Source organism: Corynebacterium sp. ES2775-CONJ (genome assembly GCF_024814515.1).
GTDB lineage: Bacteria > Actinomycetota > Actinomycetes > Mycobacteriales > Mycobacteriaceae > Corynebacterium.
This window is the reverse complement of record NZ_JANUXT010000003.1, coordinates 156,639-175,470: the sequence shown is the minus strand read 5'-3', so window position 1 is coordinate 175,470 and position 18,832 is coordinate 156,639. Positions and strand designations below refer to the sequence as shown.

16 protein-coding genes and 1 riboswitch are annotated in these 18,832 nt (G+C 53.4%); of the genes, 9 read left to right on the top strand and 7 right to left on the bottom strand.

Annotated features, from left to right (window positions below; all coding sequences use genetic code 11):
- Positions 1-15: 15 nt before the first annotated feature.
- Positions 16-2,562 carry a fibronectin type III domain-containing protein gene (locus NXT01_RS04775; RefSeq protein ID WP_259078155.1) on the bottom strand — a complete coding sequence of 849 codons (2,547 nt, stop codon included), beginning with the start codon at positions 2,560-2,562 and terminating at the stop codon, positions 16-18.
- Between the two features lie 64 nt (positions 2,563-2,626).
- Positions 2,627-3,574, bottom strand: coding sequence for a DUF808 domain-containing protein (locus NXT01_RS04770; RefSeq protein WP_259078153.1), 948 nt, complete (start codon positions 3,572-3,574; stop codon positions 2,627-2,629).
- Between the two features lie 159 nt (positions 3,575-3,733).
- A riboswitch (TPP riboswitch) is annotated at positions 3,734-3,850 on the top strand.
- Between NXT01_RS04770 and NXT01_RS04765 the strand changes: the two genes are divergently transcribed.
- On the top strand, positions 3,850-4,431 hold the full coding sequence (locus NXT01_RS04765) for an ECF transporter S component (protein WP_259078151.1): 582 nt from the start codon (positions 3,850-3,852) through the stop codon (positions 4,429-4,431). (Overlaps the previous riboswitch by 1 nt.)
- Positions 4,432-4,441: 10 nt before the next feature.
- Here the strand turns inward: NXT01_RS04765 and NXT01_RS04760 are convergent, their stop codons facing one another.
- Complete coding sequence (locus NXT01_RS04760; protein ID WP_259078148.1) at positions 4,442-5,569, bottom strand: chloride channel protein; 1,128 nt, start codon at positions 5,567-5,569, stop codon at positions 4,442-4,444.
- An 18-nt stretch (positions 5,570-5,587) separates the two neighbouring features.
- On the opposite strand from NXT01_RS04760, the gene NXT01_RS04755 reads away from it, so the two are divergent.
- From NXT01_RS04755 to NXT01_RS04725, 7 genes are all read left to right on the top strand, one after another.
- The gene (locus NXT01_RS04755) at positions 5,588-6,994 is read left to right on the top strand and encodes an ABC transporter ATP-binding protein (RefSeq protein WP_259078146.1); all 1,407 of its coding nucleotides are present in this window, start codon (positions 5,588-5,590) and stop codon (positions 6,992-6,994) included.
- The gene (locus NXT01_RS04750; RefSeq protein WP_259078144.1) at positions 6,991-7,773 is read left to right on the top strand and encodes an energy-coupling factor transporter transmembrane protein EcfT; all 783 of its coding nucleotides are present in this window, start codon (positions 6,991-6,993) and stop codon (positions 7,771-7,773) included. Before NXT01_RS04755 ends, NXT01_RS04750 begins: the two co-directional genes overlap by 4 nt.
- A complete protein-coding gene (locus NXT01_RS04745) occupies positions 7,770-8,288 on the top strand; it encodes a hypothetical protein (RefSeq protein ID WP_259078143.1) in 519 nt (172 codons plus the stop codon). The genes NXT01_RS04750 and NXT01_RS04745 overlap by 4 nt, the downstream gene beginning before the upstream one ends.
- A gap of 342 nt (positions 8,289-8,630) precedes the next feature.
- On the top strand, positions 8,631-10,229 hold the full coding sequence (locus NXT01_RS04740; protein WP_259078135.1) for an ABC transporter substrate-binding protein: 1,599 nt from the start codon (positions 8,631-8,633) through the stop codon (positions 10,227-10,229).
- 105 nt (positions 10,230-10,334) lie between these two features.
- A complete protein-coding gene (locus tag NXT01_RS04735) occupies positions 10,335-11,261 on the top strand; it encodes an ABC transporter permease (RefSeq protein ID WP_259078133.1) in 927 nt (308 codons plus the stop codon).
- Positions 11,254-12,213 carry an ABC transporter permease gene (locus NXT01_RS04730; RefSeq protein WP_259078131.1) on the top strand — a complete coding sequence of 320 codons (960 nt, stop codon included), beginning with the start codon at positions 11,254-11,256 and terminating at the stop codon, positions 12,211-12,213. The genes NXT01_RS04735 and NXT01_RS04730 overlap by 8 nt, the downstream gene beginning before the upstream one ends.
- Before the next feature lie 12 nt (positions 12,214-12,225).
- Positions 12,226-13,914, top strand: a complete 1,689-nt coding sequence (locus NXT01_RS04725) for an ABC transporter ATP-binding protein (protein WP_259078129.1) — start codon at positions 12,226-12,228, stop codon at positions 13,912-13,914.
- Positions 13,915-13,968: 54 nt separating this feature from the next.
- Here the strand turns inward: NXT01_RS04725 and NXT01_RS04720 are convergent, their stop codons facing one another.
- The 4 genes from NXT01_RS04720 to NXT01_RS04705 form a co-directional block, all read right to left on the bottom strand.
- The gene (locus tag NXT01_RS04720) at positions 13,969-14,793 is read right to left on the bottom strand and encodes a trypsin-like serine protease (RefSeq protein ID WP_259078127.1); all 825 of its coding nucleotides are present in this window, start codon (positions 14,791-14,793) and stop codon (positions 13,969-13,971) included.
- Between the two features lie 74 nt (positions 14,794-14,867).
- Positions 14,868-15,137 (bottom strand): hypothetical protein, encoded by a 270-nt coding sequence (locus tag NXT01_RS04715; protein ID WP_259078117.1) that lies wholly within the window; start codon positions 15,135-15,137, stop codon positions 14,868-14,870.
- 55 nt (positions 15,138-15,192) lie between these two features.
- Complete coding sequence (locus NXT01_RS04710; RefSeq protein WP_259078116.1) at positions 15,193-15,732, bottom strand: DUF402 domain-containing protein; 540 nt, start codon at positions 15,730-15,732, stop codon at positions 15,193-15,195.
- On the bottom strand, positions 15,732-16,457 hold the full coding sequence (locus tag NXT01_RS04705) for a hypothetical protein (protein WP_259078115.1): 726 nt from the start codon (positions 16,455-16,457) through the stop codon (positions 15,732-15,734). The genes NXT01_RS04710 and NXT01_RS04705 overlap by 1 nt, the downstream gene beginning before the upstream one ends.
- 349 nt (positions 16,458-16,806) lie before the next feature.
- On the opposite strand from NXT01_RS04705, the gene typA reads away from it, so the two are divergent.
- The gene (gene typA / locus NXT01_RS04700; protein WP_259078113.1) at positions 16,807-18,720 is read left to right on the top strand and encodes a translational GTPase TypA; all 1,914 of its coding nucleotides are present in this window, start codon (positions 16,807-16,809) and stop codon (positions 18,718-18,720) included.
- Positions 18,721-18,832: the final 112 nt, after the last annotated feature.

The window sequence follows — 18,832 nt, the reverse complement described above, 5'->3', positions numbered from 1 at the left end:
AACAGGTCGGATATGTTAGGGCAGCCGTAGGAAACCTTTGACAGTCTGAATGATCTGAGGGAAGAAATTGATCACAGCACCAATGATTGCTGCCAATGCAGTCAACGATCCGATGACACTAGCCGCAATAATCCCTGGGCTCGACCCTTCGGAGTTGTCGTCTGGGGTAGGTTCCGGAGCCGGTTGAGGATCGGGCTTCGGTGTGGGGGTAGGCGAAACTTCTGGATCCGGGGTTGCAGCAGAGCCGAAATCGACGGGAAGTGGGGTGCTGGAATCCAGGCTACGGTCAGTCTGGGAAAGCGCATGGGCTGCGAAGGTGTTGACCATATACGGAGCATCGCTTGAGGTTAGAACACCCTTTGGAATGATGAGATCAACGGTGAAACGTCCATCGCGCAATTGATCGACAGAAATATGTTGCGCTGTAATTTCGCCCTTGCGGTGAGCGGGAGTGCCTGGACGCCATGCGTTTTGGGGCTGGATTGTGACGTAGACGCCTTTAGCGGTGCCGTCGCCATAGAATCCAGAGCCATTTACGCGCACTACATTGTCCATGGTCGGATCAAGCGGCCGCTGATCGAAACTAATCTGTGGATTGGCTACCTCGGTTCCTTCGGTGCTCAATAGCTGCGTTGCACGGTACTTATCGCCCTTTTGGGTGCGTACGCGGTATTTCTTTCCTGGTTCTAGGGTGCCAGCCGATATGCGCAACTCATAGTTCAACTCGCCACCAGACACTGGAGCTGTGACTTTTAGCAGCGAGGTAGTGCCCTCGAGGTCAAGCACCTCAACATCGACCGAGTCCGTCTCAAAATAGCCACTGCCGTTAAGCCTGATCGTAGTGTCACGGGTGGCATTGATGCGATTATTAGAAAGCAGGAATTCAGGAGTGAATTCGATGGCCTTCTCAGTGATCTGGTGAGAATTAGAGACAGCACTGGCGGCGGAATCACCAGCAGCACTTTCGGCAATGATTGTTGCGGTCCAGGTGCCCTGGGTGAAACCATTGAATTCGAGCAAGGAATCTAATGGCTCAGCAGTCTTGGTGACTGTCTTAGTTCCATCGGTGAAGATGATACGGTATCCAGTAATCTTGGCCTGTCCAGCTTCACGGGGCCCATCGATCCAGCTGATCTTTAAAGATCCAGCTGCTCTCCCGTCACCGAGGATGACGCTCTGCACCGCACTAGGAACTGTTTTAACCTTAGAGCTGGCAATCTCTACTTCTGTCGATCGAGCTTCAGGCGAGTAAATCGCTTGGCCAGAAGAATCGCTCTGAATATTGCTGACTACCTTGGCGTAATAGCGACCGGCCTTGAGGCCTTCAAAAGAGGTCGACGTAATATTTTTACCCCGCGAGATGCTCTTGACCAATTCATTGGTCTCGGCGTTAAAGAGTTTGACTACGTATTCTCTAACGCGGTGATCCCTAGCAGGAGCCCATGAGACAGAAACTGAAGCATCCGAGGCTTCCGCGGTGACGTTGGTGACGGGTAGGGGGGTGAAAATGATCTCAATGGCTCGGTCAAGTCGCCGATCATTACGGAAATTCTCCGCAGTAATGCCGACAATATAACGGTCGCCCTTGGAGATATCGAAAGTATCGGCAGGAATTGTGATCTGTTTGGTGAACGTCCCATTCGTGATATCACTGGCTGACATCTTATAACTGAGTTGAGTGTCATCCTCGGTCAGCCAGGGGCGATATCCTGGCTCCCACTGCTTGGTATTCCACACCACCACATAGAAGCCTTTTTCCACAGCGCCGCCGGTTAGACCACTGCCGCTTAAAACAAAGGTGTTCTCTTTGGTGGGATCAATCAGTGGGGGGTTGAGGTTAAGGGATATATCACCTGGGTCAGCTGTGACAGTGATGCTATCGCTGGATTTGGCCGGCTCAGAGTCGCCAATTTCGTTATGGACCGCCACTGAGGCTGTATATGTGGTATTAAGTTTCAGGCCACCGATTTCAATTTCGTTAAGCTCGCCGTCAGCTTTGGCGGTGATCACTTGAGAGCCATCGTTCGGGATCAGTGTGACCATGCTGTGTTCCACTCGAGCGCCGCCATTGGAATTCCGTGACCACCAGACACGCGCTTTGGAGCCCTTGAGGAGTTCAATCTGCGGCTCATTGGGCTTCTGGGGCACCGTGATGTCGTGCGAAACCGTAAACTCCTCGGAGAAAATCGGGGTATCGGCGCCCGGGTTATTGGTCAAGGGCTCAACCTTCACCCTGTACGTGCCGGCAGGAACTTCCGTAAACACAGTCTGAGTGAATACACCGTGCTTGGGGGAAACAACTTCGCCAGATTTCGAAGGTAGAACGATAGTCGCGGTATAGCCTTTGGCCCCTGGGATAGCGTCCCAAAACACGCGGACAACTGGACCGTCAGCGAGCACGCGGGGGCGGCTTGCCTCGGGGGTTTCATTACTATCGCTTGGGCTTTCCACTGTGCTTTCGCTGGGAACTGCCTGAACTGCCTGGGCTACGGGCAGAGTGAAAAGGAGGCTGGAAGCGGTGGTTCCAGCGATAATGGCGCGACGCCATCCGACTGCAGACATAGATAAACCTTCCGACAGGACTATTTCAAATATAGGCTAGCCTACGCTCGTCTTTGAGAATTCACTAATTTCCAGATAAGCGCGGATTTGCGGAGTCCTTGGGAGGGTTGATGACTCTCTTGGAAGCCTTAAAAATTCCGACGATCAGCGTGCCTGCTACGAGACCGACAACCAAGGAAAAGAATGTATCGGTCAACCATGATACAAACCCACCCCATGCCAAGGCTTGATGGCTTAAGTGGTGGACAAAATCAATTGGAGCTGACCATCCTAGGTCAGAAAAGCCCGCAAGCAGGATATGTCCTCCAACCCACAGCATGGCGAACAGGCCCACGACAGAAATGATGTCGAGTACCTTGGGCATCCCCGCGACTAGCGCCCGGCCAGTGCGTTGGGCAAAAAGAGAATCCCTAGTCATGAGGCTAAGGCCGAGATCATCCATCTTCACAAGGAGGCTCACCGACCCGTAGACGCCGACGGTAACAGCAAGCGCTACGACTACGAGAATGGCTGCTTCTTTCCAGAGAGGTTGATCTGCGACCTCATTCAAACTAATGACCATAATTTCCGCTGAAAGGATGAGATCTGTGGTAATTGCACCGCGAACAAGAGCCTTTTCATCCTTGAGTGCGGCCTTTTCTTGATGATGCTCATGACCACTGATCATCTCTAGAAATTTCTCTGCTCCCTCAAAGCAAAGATAAAAACCACCGAGCATTAGAATGGGTACGAGGAGCCATGGCGCTAAGGTATTCAAGATCAGGGCGATCGGTAAAATAACAATGAGTTTGTTAAATAGCGACCCCTTGGTGATTCGCCAGATTATGGGAAGCTCCCTGGCAGGGCTGACACCCTCCACGAAGCGCGGAGTAACAGCGGTGTCGTCGATGACAAGACCTGCCGCCTTGGCGGAGGTCTTGGCTGCCGAGGCAGCAATATCATCCACACTCGAGGCGGCAGTTTTTGCGATGAGTGCGATATCGTCGAGAAGTGCAGCGAGTCCGCCAGCCATAAAATTGTCCTTATATATATGGGATTTGTGGTACTTACGTGGTTACTATAGCGAATCTAACTGCGCGGGCGGGTGGGGGTAGAGATAAGGTTGGCCACTTCTGATGAGTAGTCTTCATCGGTTTTATCCGTTAGTATCACTAGCTGTACGCCATAATAATGAGCGTATCCCGGGTGCTCTTTTCCGCCGCCAAACGGAGGAAGAGGTGCTGAGATCAAACCGATTGAACCTGATCTGTGTGTAATGCCAGCGTTAGGGAGAAAGAGAGACTAACCATGCTTAATTGGCGTGTTATTGATATTGTCATCGCGGCCGTTCTAGGTGTCGCAACTGGACTCATCTTCTGGGTCTGGAATTCCATCGGTTATGCCTGGTACGAGGCTGCCAACGCACTGACCCCTGGTTTCGGCGGAATTTCCGTGGGTATCTGGTTGATGGGTGGTGTCCTCGGTGGGTTGATCATTCGTAAGCCAGGCGCTGCGATTTTCGTTGAGGTACTGGCCGCCTGTGTATCTGCCGGCCTAGGTAACCAGTGGGGAATCGAGACCGTCTATTCGGGTCTCGCCCAAGGCATCGGAGCAGAACTCATCTTTGCCGCTTTTGTGTATAAGCGATTCGGCCTAGGGGTAGCTGCACTATCGGGTATTGGTGCGGCAGTTGGAGCCTTTATTCTAGAACTTTTCCTATCCGGAAACCTTGCCAAGACCTTCGAGTTCAACCTCATTTATTTGGCGTCCATGTCCGTTTCGGGTGCCATTCTCGCGGGCGTTCTGTCCTTCTATCTGGTCAAGGCCCTTGCTGCTACCGGAGCGCTGGATCGTTTCGCTGCAGGACGCGAACGCCAGAATCTCGTCTAGCTGTCCGCCATTAGCTGCTCCGATCCGGGGGAGTGGCTGATCTCGGAGGTCGGGCATATCGCTTCTTAGCGAAGGTTCCTACTGTCACTACAGTAAGGGCACTGAGTGTTATCACTGCGGAGAGTGCTAGTGAAGGTCGACTTAGTTCCAGTACAAAAATAGCCGCGAAAATCCAGCTCTGCTGGCTTATTGCCAAGGCGCAGAAAGCGCCGAATAGGGCCAAAGCCACAGGGCTGGTATTCCACAATGAGGCGGTCATAGCGCCCCCGGCAGCGCCCAAGGCTAAAGCGGGAGTGAGCACTCCGCCCCGAGCGCCCGACGATAGCATTGCTAGCGTTAGTGCAAGTTTGGCGATAATTAATATCAGAGCATATGTGGGGTCGAGACCGAGTAAGGCTTGTTCCACAATGAGCTGCCCGTTACCGGTTACCGGGGGAATATAGGTTGCTGTTATCCACACAGTTGCGCAAGCTAGTGGGATGCTCAGGAGCGTGATGGAGCTGGTGGCACGGAGTGACCTCGAGCCTAATTCACGCAATAACAATCCCAGCGTCATAGCCATCAGTGCGGTGAAAAGATATGCTCCCAGGTCTTCGGTGCTGATTGGAGATTCGGTAACTGAATAGATGGTTCCTACATCAAGAACTAGCCACGAGGTTAGGGTGGCTACGCCAGCCATCAGAGCGCATACCAGAAAATTCCGCACGGTTCGGGTTATAGGGAGCAACAAAAACGCGTAGAGTGCTCCAGCTAGTGGCACATTGTAGACTGCTGCCAAACCACCTCCAGCGGCGCCAGCGATGACGACCCTGTCCATACGTGAGCTCAGCGCGGCTGCTACCTGCCGAGGCGCCTGTTCGCGACCCAATGACGCACCGAGACCAACAAGAAGGAGTTGCATGGTCGCATCGATAAGAGTGGGCACTACTGGCAGCGGCCCTCCAGTAGTTATCGCTGAAGCTACACTAATACTCCAACGGCGGCTGATCATCAGCCACGCACCCGCCGCCACCACCCCGGCGGGAAGAAGCAAGATCGGGTTAAGGCACGCGATATTCTCGATGAGGAGGCTGGTGGCCGCTCCAACCAAACCAGCGGTAACTCCGAAGAAAAGCGCAGATAGTAAAAGTGAGAACATCCTTGAGGACCAGTAGTAGTGAATATACAGATTAAACTCGATCGCTTTAGTTTCCGTCACGCAAGCCGAAAAAAGCCAGCGCTTAACCAATTAAGTCTCAGCATAAAGGCTGGCGAGAAGATCCTGCTACTTGGGGCCTCTGGGTCGGGAAAATCGACCCTTCTGGCAGCCCTAGCCGGGGTACTCGGTGCTGATGAAGGGGATACAAGTGGCCACCTTGAGGTATCAGGGATCGTAGGCATGGTGCTCCAAGATCCAGATTCACAAGTTATCGCCTCCAAGGTCGGAGACGATATTGCCTTTGGATGCGAGAATTTGCAGGTTCCAGCCGAGGAGATTTGGCCTCGAGTGCGCCAGTCCCTCGATATGGTTGGCCTAGATCTTCCCTTAGACCACCCTACGGCTGAGTTATCGGGCGGGCAAAAGCAGCGTCTGGCCTTAGCAGCTGTTCTTGCCATGGGCGCAGATATCATCCTCCTCGATGAGCCCACCGCGAATCTTGACCCCGAGGGAGTGGAGGAGGTCGTGCGTGCTGTCGATCAGGTCATCGCGGAAACCGGCGCCACCCTCATCATTGTCGAACATCGCGTGCACACCTGGGCGCGAACTGTCGATCGAGCGCTCGTGCTTGTCGACGGTATCCTGCAAGCTGATGCACCACTTCACGAAATTTCTACCTCTCATGGGCGCATGCTCGCCGAGCAAGGGGTATGGATGCCAGGACACGACCCACAGCTGCCACCAGCACAAAGCCCCTGCACCTTCGATAAACAGGAATGGGCGATAAAGACCTCAGGTCTCGTCACTGGATGGGATCGTCCACTCTCACAGCGCGATGTTCGTATACGCCTAGGGTCATCAACAGTGATTACCGGCCCTAATGGAGCTGGGAAGTCGACCCTCATGCTCACTCTCGCCGGACTTCTCAAACCCTTGGGTGGAACGATCAGTTTTCATGAGCAAATTGCTCGCGGCCTGAAAAAGCAGCCTATTCAGTGGAGTTCAGAACAACTATCACAACGCATTGGCTGCGTCTTCCAAGACCCAGAGCACCAATTCGTTGCCCGATCCGTGCGCGAAGAACTCCTCGTGGGAGCAGGCAACGGTAAGGGTAAAGATATTAGTCAGGCTGAGTATGATCGAGCCGACGAGATTCTGCAACGCTTACGCTTAGATCACCTTGCTCAGGCTAATCCTTTTACGCTTTCAGGAGGACAGAAGCGACGTCTCTCGGTAGCAACAACCTTGGTCAAATCACCGCAGCTGATTTTCCTCGACGAACCGACTTTCGGCCAAGATCGCAATACTTTCATAGAGCTCGTTACTTTGCTTAGGGAACTAACGGATCACGGAGTCACCGTGGTATCAATTTCTCACGATCGACTTTTCGTTGAGGCGATGGCCGATGAAGAGGTCAAACTATGACAACCACAACCACCAAAAATCACGACACGCTGATTTCACGCTTCAACCCGGTGGCGCGTATCGCAGCTGTGGCGGTATTTACCACTCCCTTACTGCTAAGCGTTGACGTTGTTAGCGCCGCAGTGGCGCTCCTGATCACCTTGATCGCTGCGCCATTTTTGGGAGTGCCGCTACTGACTCTGCTGAAAAATGCCCGTCCCATTCTCTTCCTCACTCCCATCGCAGGTATATCGATGGCGCTATACGGAAGGCCTGAGGGTAGAGAATATTTCTCTTTCTTCTTCGCTCATGTGACCGACAACTCCCTCCAGCTCGCTGCTGCCATTATGGTGCGCGTCCTCGCGGTTGCGCTTCCTGTTTTGGTTATGATGGGTCGAATTGACCCCACGGCTTTAGGGGACTCCTTAACCCAAAACTTAAAACTGCCGCACACTTTTGTGATCGCGGCGGTCGCTGGTGGACGACTGATCAGCCTCTTCCAGCGAGATTTGGAAACGATGCGGCGCTCACGCCGTATTCGAGGCATCGATAATAGAGGGGTGCTGACAACCACGATCGCTTTAACATTCGGACTCCTCGTGCTCGCTCTTAGGCGCGGTGCTAAATTGGCAACCGCTATGGAGGCGCGCGGTTTCGGCCGCTACCCTGAGCGCACCAAGGCCCGTGTCTCCTCATGGAACCCTCGAGATACTCTGCTGCTCGTTGGATGCTTCGTTGCATCTCTTATGAGTCTCGGGGTAGCTATCTATACCGGATCCTTCCATTTTCTTGGCGCATGATTATTCTCATCGATGGTCGCAGTGGATCCGGGAAGACAACCTTAGCTGCCACATTGTCTAGAGTTTTAGATTACGAGGTTATTCACCTAGACGATTTTTACCCGGGATGGGAGGGCCTAGCGGCTGGTCGAGAGATAGTGGCACGATCAATTCTCCAAGCGAACCGCGCCGGCTACTTCCGGTGGAATTGGGAGGAGAATAAGCGCGGGGAGTGGGTACCAGTGGATATGAGCGCCTTGAAAAATCCTCGACGAGGCCTCATTGTTGAAGGGGTCGGTGCCATCAGTCTGGAAGCAATTAAAGCTGCTCGCCGTTTTTGTAGAACGCACCTTATTCTCTTGGAACTCGAGACCGAACAAAGGAAAAAGCGCGCCTTAGACCGTGATCCTGACTATGCCCCTTACTGGGATCTGTGGGCACGCCAAGAGGATGAACACTTCGAGGAGCTGGAGAAGCTCATTGCTACCTCTGCTCATGCCCAGTACTTCTCCAATCTCCAGCGCATACGGGGTTGAGAGAATAGCAGCAATGCCGGCTTCGATTTTAGCAACACGCTTTAATAAGCGGGATAGGGGGAGACGGTTATCGAGGATCCGAGACTCTCTCTAGCGTCACCTAATACCAATCGTTTGAAAGAATTTCGTCGAACAAAGATCGCCGGGGGTAGGGGTAGCATTACCCCTACTCGTTCACGATGTTTTCGCAGCACACAGCGAAATGGAAGGGGGTATAAGCTGAAATTGTTCCCTAGGTAACTTTTGATTGTTTTGCATGAGATAGATCACCCTATAGGGTTGATGATAAGCAACCGACGAAGTACGCTTCGTCTTTTTTATTTTCAACGAAAGGGCTGCTTAATGTCTCTCAAGAAAACTATCGCGGTAGGCGCAGGTACATCACTTGCGTTTATCCTTGCAGCGTGTGCTACCGACGCCGATTCAAACTCCGCATCCGACGATCAAAAGATGAGCGCCACGAATTACATCACCGCTTTTGGTACTGAGCCTCAAAACGCTCTCATCCCGGCGGATACCAGCGAAACTGGTGGAGGCCGAATAGTCGAGCTTATTTACTCGGGTCTGCTCTACTATGACGCGGCGGGTGAAACGCACAACGATATGGCTAAATCCATTGAGCTTGAAGGCGACAAGACCTATGTAGTCACTCTGAAAGACGACATCAGCTACGCGGACGGCACTCCAGTAACTGCCCAAGATTTCGTGGATACCTGGAGCTATAGTGTGGAAAATTCTCTCCGCAACGCCTTTTTCTTCGAACCCATCAAGGGTTTTGAAGAAGGCAAGCCACTCGAGGGTTTGACAGTAGTTGATGAGAAGACCTTTAAGATCGAGTTGAATCAGCCCGAGTCCGATTTCCCCTCTCGCTTAGGTTACTCTGCTTTCTACCCACTGCCTGCCGTTGCCTTCGATGATATCGAGGCTTTCGGTGAGTCCCCCGCAGGTAATGGTCCGTATAAACTCGCGGAGTGGAATCACAACCAAGACGCCCTTCTTGTTCCTAACGAGAATTACGACGGCCCCCGTAAGGCACTAAATGACGGCATTAAATTTGTCTTCTATGCCTCCCAGGACGCGGCTTATGCTGATTTGCTGTCCGGTAACCTTGATATCTTAGACGCCATCCCCGACACCGCCTTTGCTTCCTTCGAATCCGAATTGGGCGAGCGGGCTGTCAACCAACCTGCGGCTATCTTCCAATCTGTTACCATTCCTTATAGCCTCGAGCACTTCACCGGAGAAGAGGGCGTGCTACGCCGCGAAGCGATCTCGCTGTCGATTAATCGTGAAGAAGTGACCAAAGCTATCTTCGATGGCACTCGCACTCCAGCTACCGATTATTCGTCTCCTGTCATTCCAGGCCACTCCGATTCTCTTAAAGGCTCCGAGGTGCTGGAATACAACCCAGAAAAGGCCAAGGAGCTGTGGGCCAAAGCCGATGAAATCGCACCCTATGAGGGCGAATTTACTATTGCCTACAACTCCGATGGCGGACACCAAGCATGGGTGGACGCGGTAGCTAACCAAATCAAGAATACGCTCGGTATTCAGGCGGTGGGATCCCCGTATCCAGATTTCAAATCCCTGCGTGACGATGTCACCTCTGGCAATGTCACCGGCGCTTACCGCACCGGATGGCAGGCAGATTATCCCTCACTCGCGAACTTCCTGGTTCCACTGTACGCCACGGGTGCATCGTCGAATGATGGCGGATATTCTAATCCCGAGTTCGATGCTCTCCTAACCTTAGGTAATGGGGCAGACACCGTAGAAGACGGACGGTCCTACTTCCTGGAAGCACAGGAAGTCCTGCTCCAAGACTTGCCTGTCCTGCCCCTGTGGTATTCCAACGTCACCGCTGGTTATAGCGAAGAAGTCACAGATGTTGCCTTCGGGTGGAATAGCCAGCCTGTTTACTACATGGTGAAAAAGGCCTAGATACCTTAGAGCTCCTTCGTAGCTCATGATTGTGGCCCCGTGCGTACTCACATGCGCGGGGCCAGAGTCCTTTTATAATACTTCAATTCATAAGGAACTAATCCAATGTTGCGCTATATTGGCCGCCGCGTTCTACAGATGATTCCGGTATTCTTTGGCGCCACCCTGCTGCTCTATGCCTTGGTATTTCTCATGCCTGGCGATCCCGTAGAGGCTTTAGGGGGCGAACGCGGGCTCACTGACGCCGCCCGCGAGAGAATTACCGCCGAATATAATCTGGACAAGCCCTTCATCATCCAATATTTGCTGTATATCAAGGGCGTATTCATGCTCGATTTCGGAACGACCTTCTCCGGACGTCCCGTAGCCGAAGCGATGGCAAATGCCTTTCCCGTCACTATCAAACTGGCCATGATGGCACTGATCTTTGAAGCCGTCCTCGGAGTCCTCTTCGGCGTTGTTGCTGGTATGCGCCGTGGCGGAATTTTCGATTCCACGGTTCTTGTGACCTCACTTATCGTGATTGCAGTGCCTTCCTTCGTCATAGGCTTTCTTTTTCAATTTCTCATCGGCGTCAAGTGGGGGATTCTGCCGCCCACCGTCGGCGCCCGCGAAACCTTTGTCAACCTCCTCATGCCCGCGGCGGTGCTAGGTGCCTTATCCTTCGCTTACGTTGTGCGACTCACGCGACAATCCGTGAGTGAAAACCTCCGCGCAGATTTCGTGCGTACTGCCAGGGCCAAAGGACTTGCCAGCGGTACGGTAACGCGACGTCACGTGCTGCGTAACTCGCTGATACCAGTGGCAACCTTCCTCGGCGCCGACTTAGGCGCGCTCATGGGCGGGGCCATTATCACCGAAGGCATTTTTGGAATCAACGGAGTAGGTGGAGCGATCTATCAAGCAATTTTGAAAGGCGAGCCCACGACTGTCGTTTCCTTTACCACCGTGCTGGTGATCGTATATATCATCGCTAACCTCGCCGTAGATCTTCTCTACGCTGTGCTGGACCCAAGGATTCGCTATGCATAATTCTCATAATCCCCGTACTCTTCCAGGCCAAGAGCGTTTTATTGCTCACACTGATGAGACAGGCCTTGGCGCCGTTGACGCAGTTGCCGATGAATCTGCGCCTACTTCCGTCTGGGGTGAAGCGTGGCGCTACTTGCGCCGGCGACCACTATTTTGGGTCGCGGGGTCCCTTATCCTGATAGCTCTCGCTCTCGCAGCAATCCCACAGCTTTTCACCTCAACGGATCCCACTTTCTGTCAGCTGGCTAACTCACTAGATAGTCCGCGCTCCGGACACCCCTTCGGTTTTGACCGACAGGGCTGTGATATCTATGCCCGCGTTGTCTACGGGGCGCGTGCTTCCGTGGCCGTGGGGGTTTTGACAACCTTGGCTGTCGTTGTGATCGGTACCACGGTGGGCGCCCTAGCCGGCTATTTCGGTGGAATTATTGACGCTATTTTGTCGAGAGTCACCGATATTTTCTATGCAGTACCTCTCGTTCTTGCTGCTATCGTGGTGATGCAAATGTTCAAAGAATATCGTACGATCATCACCGTCGTTTTAGTACTCACCATGTTCGGCTGGACATCAATTGGTCGTATTACCCGCGGTGCCGTTTTGGAAACTAAAAATGAGGAATTCGTGACGGCGGCGCGTGCCGTGGGAGCTTCTCGGTGGAAAATTCTCACCTCACATATCCTCCCCAACGCCGCTGCTCCCATCATTGTCTATGCCACGGTCGCCTTAGGTACCTTTATCGTGGCCGAAGCAACCCTGTCCTTTTTAGGCATAGGATTGCCGCCCACCGTTGTCTCCTGGGGCGGCGATATTGCCAAGGCACAGGCCTCATTGCGCACCCAGCCAATGGTGTTGTTCTATCCGGCTGTGGCCCTCGGGGCTACCGTCTTGAGCTTTATCATGATGGGCGATGTGGTCCGTGATGCACTCGATCCTAAAGCCCGTAATAAGTAGGAGAACAAAGAGATGACCCAACCACAACCAACCCTGCCCGCCCCGTTGCTGGAATTGCAGGATCTCAAGATCTCCTTCGAGTCCACCACTGGAACAGTCGAGGCAGTGCGCGGGATCAACCTGACAATCTATCCCGGCCAATCTGTGGCCATTGTGGGAGAATCTGGTTCCGGCAAATCCACGACCGCTATGAGCATCATTGGCCTGCTACCAGGGTCAGGAAAAGTGACTGGCGGTAGCATTACATTTGAAGGTCGCGATATCACGCACCTGTCCGAGAAAGAGCTCAATGAACTCCGAGGTTCCGATATTGGCCTGGTGCCGCAGGACCCCATGAGTAACCTCAACCCAGTATGGCGCGTGGGTACTCAAATCAAAGAGTCGCTCAAAGCAAACAAAGTTGTCCCACAGGCCGAAATGGACGAGCAGGTTGCGGAGCTCTTAAAAGAGGCCGGACTCCCGGATGCGAAACGCCGCGCCAAGCAGTTTCCACACGAATTTTCTGGCGGTATGCGCCAGCGTGCGCTCATAGGCATGGGCCTAGCAGCTCGTCCTAAATTGCTGATTGCTGACGAGCCCACCTCTGCGCTTGACGTAACCGTGCAAAAACGTATCCTCGATCACCTGGGAAATCTCACCAAAGACTTAGGAACCGCCGTACTCTTTATCACCCACGACCTAGGTTTGGCTGCCGAGCGTGCGGAGCACCTCGTGGTTATGCACCGCGGTCGCGTAGTTGAATCAGGTTCTTCTATTGAGATCCTCCAGAACCCGCAGCATCCCTATACGCAGCGTTTAGTGGATGCCGCTCCGTCCCTAGCCTCAGCGCGCATCCAGTCTGCCCAAAAGCGAGGGCTCACTCCAAAGGAGCTGTTAAGGCGAAAGCGCGAGAATGACCACGAGGAGATCATCCGAGTGGAGAATCTCACGCGCGAATTCAAAGTTCGCGGCGCGCGTGGGAGTAAATCGATACTCAAAGCTGTAGATAATGTGAGCTTTGGCTTGAAAAAGGGTACGACCCTCGCCCTCGTAGGAGAGTCGGGCTCTGGGAAGTCGACAGTAGCGAATGTGGTACTCAATCTTTTAGACCCCAGCTCCGGTAAAATCTATTACAAGGGAACTGATCTTTCTACTCTCAACGAGAAGGAACTTTTCGCCATGCGCCGGAAGCTACAGGTGGTTTTCCAAAACCCCTATGGTTCCCTGGACCCCATGTACTCCATCTACCGGTGTATCGAAGAGCCTCTCATCGTGCACAAGGTAGGGAATCGACAGGAGCGGGAAAACAGAGTCGCGGAACTCCTCGACATGGTGGCAATGCCTCGATCGGCTATGCGCAGATATCCAAATGAATTGTCGGGAGGCCAGCGCCAGCGTATCGCCGTTGCTCGCGCACTCGCCCTCAATCCTGAAGTTGTGGTCCTGGACGAGGCTGTATCGGCATTGGATGTGTTGGTCCAGCATCAAATCCTACAATTACTCGCAGATTTGCAGGAAAACCTCGGCTTAAGCTATCTATTTATCACTCATGATCTCGCGGTGGTTCGCCAGACCGCTGATGAGGTGGTTGTCATGAAGAAGGGCAAAGTAGTCGAACAAGGAACCGCCGACCAACTATTCCTTAATCCACAGCAAGAATACACCCGCGATCTTATCGATTCGGTTCCGGGCTTAGGTATCGAACTAGGTGTCGATTTATAAGCCATCGCCTTGGTAGAGAAAAGCCCCTGATAAAAAGGGGCTTTTTTTCCTACTCTAACTACTCAGGATCGCACCTGGGGTGAGTACGCGGATATCGAATTGGTAATTAAGTAAACTCTCGATAGCTGAGATGCCCACCGGGGGGACCGCGGGGAGAGGAACAACAGTAGGCGACTGGCTGGCGTCGATAAGCGGGGCAGGTCGATCGATGATCACCGGAGCTGGGATGCCTGCGTGTCGGCTGATCCACGAACTATGCTCGGCCACTGGGGTAATAAAACCCACCGTGCCAGGTTCGGTCATGGCGGATTGAACACCCGCGAGTGCTCCGCTGTCGTCGAAGAGAGGTCCGCCAGAATCTCCCTGGCTAATACGTCCGCCGGTAAAGTTCGATTCTATAATTGTGACCGTATCTAGGGGCGCTGGAAGACGGTGCACACGCCGGGTGATATGGGCGTCAGCGGTTGTTGCCTGACCATTGGGGTGAGCACCGAAGCCGGTGAGGATGCCATGTTCACCAGGGAGGAGGTGGGATGATGACAGCGGGACCGCTCGCGCTGAGGTAGGGCGATGAAGCCGCAACAGAGCTAGATCATCATGAGGGTGCAGCACTGCCTCAGTGGGATAAAAATTCTCCCCCTTAATTCGGATCAACGAGGGTCCCTGATGCACACAATGCTTGGCGCTAAGTACCCACGTTGGGGCGATTACCGTGCCCGAGCATTGTGAGTGACCGAGCACGACTAAGGCTACCGATTCGTTGGGTATATAACGCCCACCCATGACCGCGTGCGCTTCTGGTACAGATCCAAGGCTAGAGCCAAATAATAGTGATATCCCCAGCATGACAGTGGTACTGAGCAAACGAATAATTTTCATGAGTAAGTATCTGCTATCTCTATCTATAGGGCAAGACAGTGCTACGCCCAGGTTGTCTGTGAAACTAGGGTGCTTTAGGAAACGAGTTCGCGCTCTAGTATTAGGTTGATGGCTTCTTCTCTGTGGCGCCCATAATCACACAGCCGAAAGAGGGAGGCTATCTTTCTCGCACTTTCGCGTGCATGTGGACGCACACGGTAGTGCTTCAACATAGGCCCAGTCGGGGTGTCGTTATGGTTAGGATCATCTTTAGTCTCGTGGAGCCGTGTGGCTCCATGTTTGTGGGGGTGGCTAAAGCTCACTCGGAATCTCGAGCGGTCTAACCGGCGAATATCGGTGAGCATAGCTGGGAGTCTACCCGCGAGAGGTTCAGAAGTGAAGGAAGTGACTCCAGGGATCTTAGGAATTCGCAGCAGGGGACAAGGTAACCGCTTTGGCCCATCGAATATCTATCCCCTGGGAGTACATCCACCGTGTTGGATCATCCCCATAGCGGGTTATTCCCTCTACAGCTCTCAGCGTGGACTCGATTGCCATCTCAGCATCATCAGCGGAAATTAGCCCTGCCGACGTCGCGGCGGCGAGCTCATCAATATCAAGAACCTCGATACTATTGCCACGGATCCACATGAGATCCACGTAGAGATCGCGCGTGGTCCACGTATCCGCTTTGATATCTATGTCCACGACGTCGATATAAATATCTTCACGCTTTTTAACCGAGTCTCGGTAGTGAAATTTATTTGCCCGTAGGCCTATTTTTGGCAATAACCACGATTCTAGGTAACCAAACTGAGGGTGATCGGCGCCGCGAGCCATATACAGTCCACATGGAGTCGTGCGGTAGGAATCTACAGCGCGACTAAAACCCTTGGGGTCGATATTGATCTTGGATTCCAGATCAAATACTTCTTCCTTGATGGGATGGAGATCGACCATTATTTAACCTCGAAAGCTACGCTAGTAGGGGCAAAGGTGCAATATGTTGCACTTTCCCCTTCTATCGTGCTCATCCCTCCATCCATTACGGCTACAATGTGCCCGCGTCCCGTTGGAGCAGTGGCAGTTGCGGTCGCTGGCCCCTCTGGGTTGATACCCTTCTGGTCAAGGATGATCTCTCCGCTGGTGAGCGTGCTGAGATTAAACCACCGTACTCGCATATCAGACCGATCCAAGGTGCCAGTTCCTAATGCTGTAAAGACGAAAGCGGTCTCCCCATCAGCCACTCCCGGTAGGGGGAGCGAGGCGGGTCCTGGCACTGCGATGGCACTACCGACCGAGTCTAGCTCTCCCCCTATACAGCTACGGGCAACGGTGGGCCACCCAAACTGGAAGAAGCGGGGACCGTCAGCCGGAAGATCTACGCCCGGTTCCCCCTCGCCTTTAAAGAAGCCCACCCCAGCCATGATGGCGGTGCGAAGCATATCCGGCAACGGCGCGGATTGTGCAAAGGTTGCAGCTTGGTCGAGGAGGTGAGCCTTCGGGCGCCCTAGATTATCGATGGGCCAAGCGGGATACTGGCTCAAATCAATCGCTGGAGGCACAGTGATATGTGACTGCGATGATAAGGCGGGCTCCGCGGCGTGAGCGACCGGACTCAAAGCAGCAGGGATGAGAAGGCCTGCGGTGGCAACTAGTAATGATGCAGCTTTTTTTCTGAACATAGTGGGGCCGTCTCCTGCAGGTGCCAAAGGTTGGAAGCGATAGGAAAGGTCGATCGCCTTTCCCGTGACTTAGAATATTGTGTCCGAAGAATCTTTGCTGAGCAGTGTGGGATTCACCCCTAGGCCTCTCAGATAAAGTTCTCAAATCTAATACTTTTCTAGCACAATTGTCCCACTTATAACAGGGATCGGTTGTTTTCCAGTAGCGGATTGAGGTGACTAGAGCGATCGATCATTGCGAAGTAAAGGTGCACGCTGGAACCTAAATGGGGCCGAAAGTAGCCATGATTGGCCGTGGTGGAGTAGGGTTGTACCGTTATTTTTCTTTCCTTTATAGTGGGAGCACCTCTTGAGTCATCCAGAATTTCGCAACGTTGCCATCGTCGCACACGTCGACCACGGCAAAACTACCCTCGTGAACGCCATGCTAGAGCAGTCCGGCGTTTTCGGTGACCGCGGTGAGGTCACCGATCGGGTCATGGATTCGGGTGACCTTGAGAAAGAAAAGGGCATCACCATCCTGGCAAAGAACACTGCCATTCGTCGCAAAGGATTAGGCAAAGACGGCCAAGACCTCGTTATCAACGTTATCGATACACCAGGTCACGCCGATTTCGGCGGTGAGGTCGAACGTGGCCTATCCATGGTTGACGGCGTTGTTCTCCTCGTTGATTCCTCTGAGGGGCCACTACCACAAACTCGCTTCGTGCTCGGCAAAGCGCTCGCCGCCAAAATGCCCGTCATTATCGTGGTCAATAAAACCGATCGCCCCGATGCTCGTATTGACGAAGTTGTGGAAGAGTCTCAGGATCTGCTCCTCGAGCTGGCCTCTTCTCTTGATGATCCCGAGGCTGCGCAGGCTGCCGAGCAGCTGCTCGACCTCCCGGTGCTCTATGCTTCCGGACGTGAAGGCCGCGCCTCTACCAAGAATCCTGGGAATGGAAACGTGCCAGACGCTCCAGACCTTCAAGCACTCTTCGATGTCATCTACGAGGCACTCCCAGAACCATCAGCAACCATCGATGCGCCACTCCAGGCCCACGTGACAAACTTGGATTCATCCTCCTTTTTAGGGCGTATCGGGCTCGTTCGCATTCACTCCGGCCACCTGAAAAAGGGCCAACAGGTGGCGTGGATCCATTACGACGACGAGGGTAACCAGCACGTTAAAACCGTTAAAATCGCAGAACTGTTGCGCACCGTGGGTGTGTCCCGCGAATCCACTAATGATGAGATGGTCGCTGGCGATATCGCGGCGATCTCAGGTATCGACAATATTATGATCGGTGATACCCTCGCCGATATCGAACATCCAGTTGCGCTGCCTCGCATTACCGTCGACGAGCCCGCAATCTCTATGACCATTGGTGTTAATACCTCACCACTAGCTGGTAAAGGCGGAGGCGACAAGCTCACGGCGCGTGTTGTCAAGGCACGCTTGGACCAGGAGCTCATTGGTAACGTATCCATCAAGGTACTGCCCACCGAGCGTCCAGATACCTGGGAGGTGCAGGGGCGTGGCGAAATGGCGCTATCTGTGCTGGTAGAAACCATGCGTCGGGAAGGCTTTGAGCTCACTGTGGGCAAACCCCAGGTTGTGCTGCAGCATATCGATGGCAAAATCTACGAACCCCATGATCATATGGTTATCGACACACCATCAGAGTATCAAGGCGCAGTAACTCAGTTGCTCGCAGCCCGCAAGGGGCAGATGACGTCAATGTCTAACCTGTCGGGCGATTGGGTCCGGATGGAATTCGACGTGCCCTCTCGTGGTCTCATCGGTTTCCGTACCACCTTCCTCACGGAAACCCGTGGTGCAGGCATAGCCAACTCGTACTCGATCGAAGCTCGCCCATGGGCGGGGGAAATCAAGGGTCGCGCCTCGGGCTCCCTCGTGGCCGATCGTTCCGGTCAAATTACAGCTTATGCCCTTCAGCAATTGTCCGATCGCGGCAATTTCTTCGTCGAACCTGGCATGGAAGCCTACGAGGGCATGGTCGTTGGTGCCAATAACCGCGATGAAGATATGGACATCAATATTACCAAGGAAAAGAAACTCACCAATATGCGCTCGGCAACAGCCGACGCTACGGTGACTCTGGCTAAAGCGCACGTGCTATCGCTCGATGAGGCCATGGAGTTCTGTGGTCAAGACGAGTGTGTTGAGGTTACTCCGAATATCTTGCGCGTGCGCAAGGTGAACCTCAATGCTACAGAGCGAGCTCGTTCGCGTTCTCGGGAAAAAAACCGCAATAAGTAGCTTCTCGAACCCCCCTTCCACAGCAGAGTGGAAGGGGGGTTGCTTTGTCTAGACCGATGGCAGGGAGTGGACCTTCACGGGGGTATCCGAGGGTATAGGATTTAGGCAAGGC

Bases quoted from the DNA above. Each gene is read 5' to 3' on its own strand.
- NXT01_RS04730 (WP_259078131.1), top strand. From the start codon at position 11,254: ATGCATAATTCTCATAATCCCCGTACTCTTCCAGGCCAAGAGCGTTTT.
- NXT01_RS04775 (WP_259078155.1), bottom strand. From the start codon at position 2,562: ATGTCTGCAGTCGGATGGCGTCGCGCCATTATCGCTGGAACCACCGCT.
- NXT01_RS04705 (WP_259078115.1), bottom strand. From the start codon at position 16,457: ATGTTCAGAAAAAAAGCTGCATCATTACTAGTTGCCACCGCAGGCCTT.
- NXT01_RS04710 (WP_259078116.1), bottom strand. From the start codon at position 15,732: ATGGTCGATCTCCATCCCATCAAGGAAGAAGTATTTGATCTGGAATCC.
- NXT01_RS04750 (WP_259078144.1), top strand. From the start codon at position 6,991: ATGACAACCACAACCACCAAAAATCACGACACGCTGATTTCACGCTTC.
- NXT01_RS04735 (WP_259078133.1), top strand. From the start codon at position 10,335: ATGTTGCGCTATATTGGCCGCCGCGTTCTACAGATGATTCCGGTATTC.
- NXT01_RS04740 (WP_259078135.1), top strand. From the start codon at position 8,631: ATGTCTCTCAAGAAAACTATCGCGGTAGGCGCAGGTACATCACTTGCG.
- NXT01_RS04720 (WP_259078127.1), bottom strand. From the start codon at position 14,793: ATGAAAATTATTCGTTTGCTCAGTACCACTGTCATGCTGGGGATATCA.
- NXT01_RS04745 (WP_259078143.1), top strand. From the start codon at position 7,770: ATGATTATTCTCATCGATGGTCGCAGTGGATCCGGGAAGACAACCTTA.
- NXT01_RS04770 (WP_259078153.1), bottom strand. From the start codon at position 3,574: ATGGCTGGCGGACTCGCTGCACTTCTCGACGATATCGCACTCATCGCA.
- NXT01_RS04760 (WP_259078148.1), bottom strand. From the start codon at position 5,569: ATGTTCTCACTTTTACTATCTGCGCTTTTCTTCGGAGTTACCGCTGGT.
- NXT01_RS04725 (WP_259078129.1), top strand. From the start codon at position 12,226: ATGACCCAACCACAACCAACCCTGCCCGCCCCGTTGCTGGAATTGCAG.
- NXT01_RS04715 (WP_259078117.1), bottom strand. From the start codon at position 15,137: ATGCTCACCGATATTCGCCGGTTAGACCGCTCGAGATTCCGAGTGAGC.
- NXT01_RS04765 (WP_259078151.1), top strand. From the start codon at position 3,850: ATGCTTAATTGGCGTGTTATTGATATTGTCATCGCGGCCGTTCTAGGT.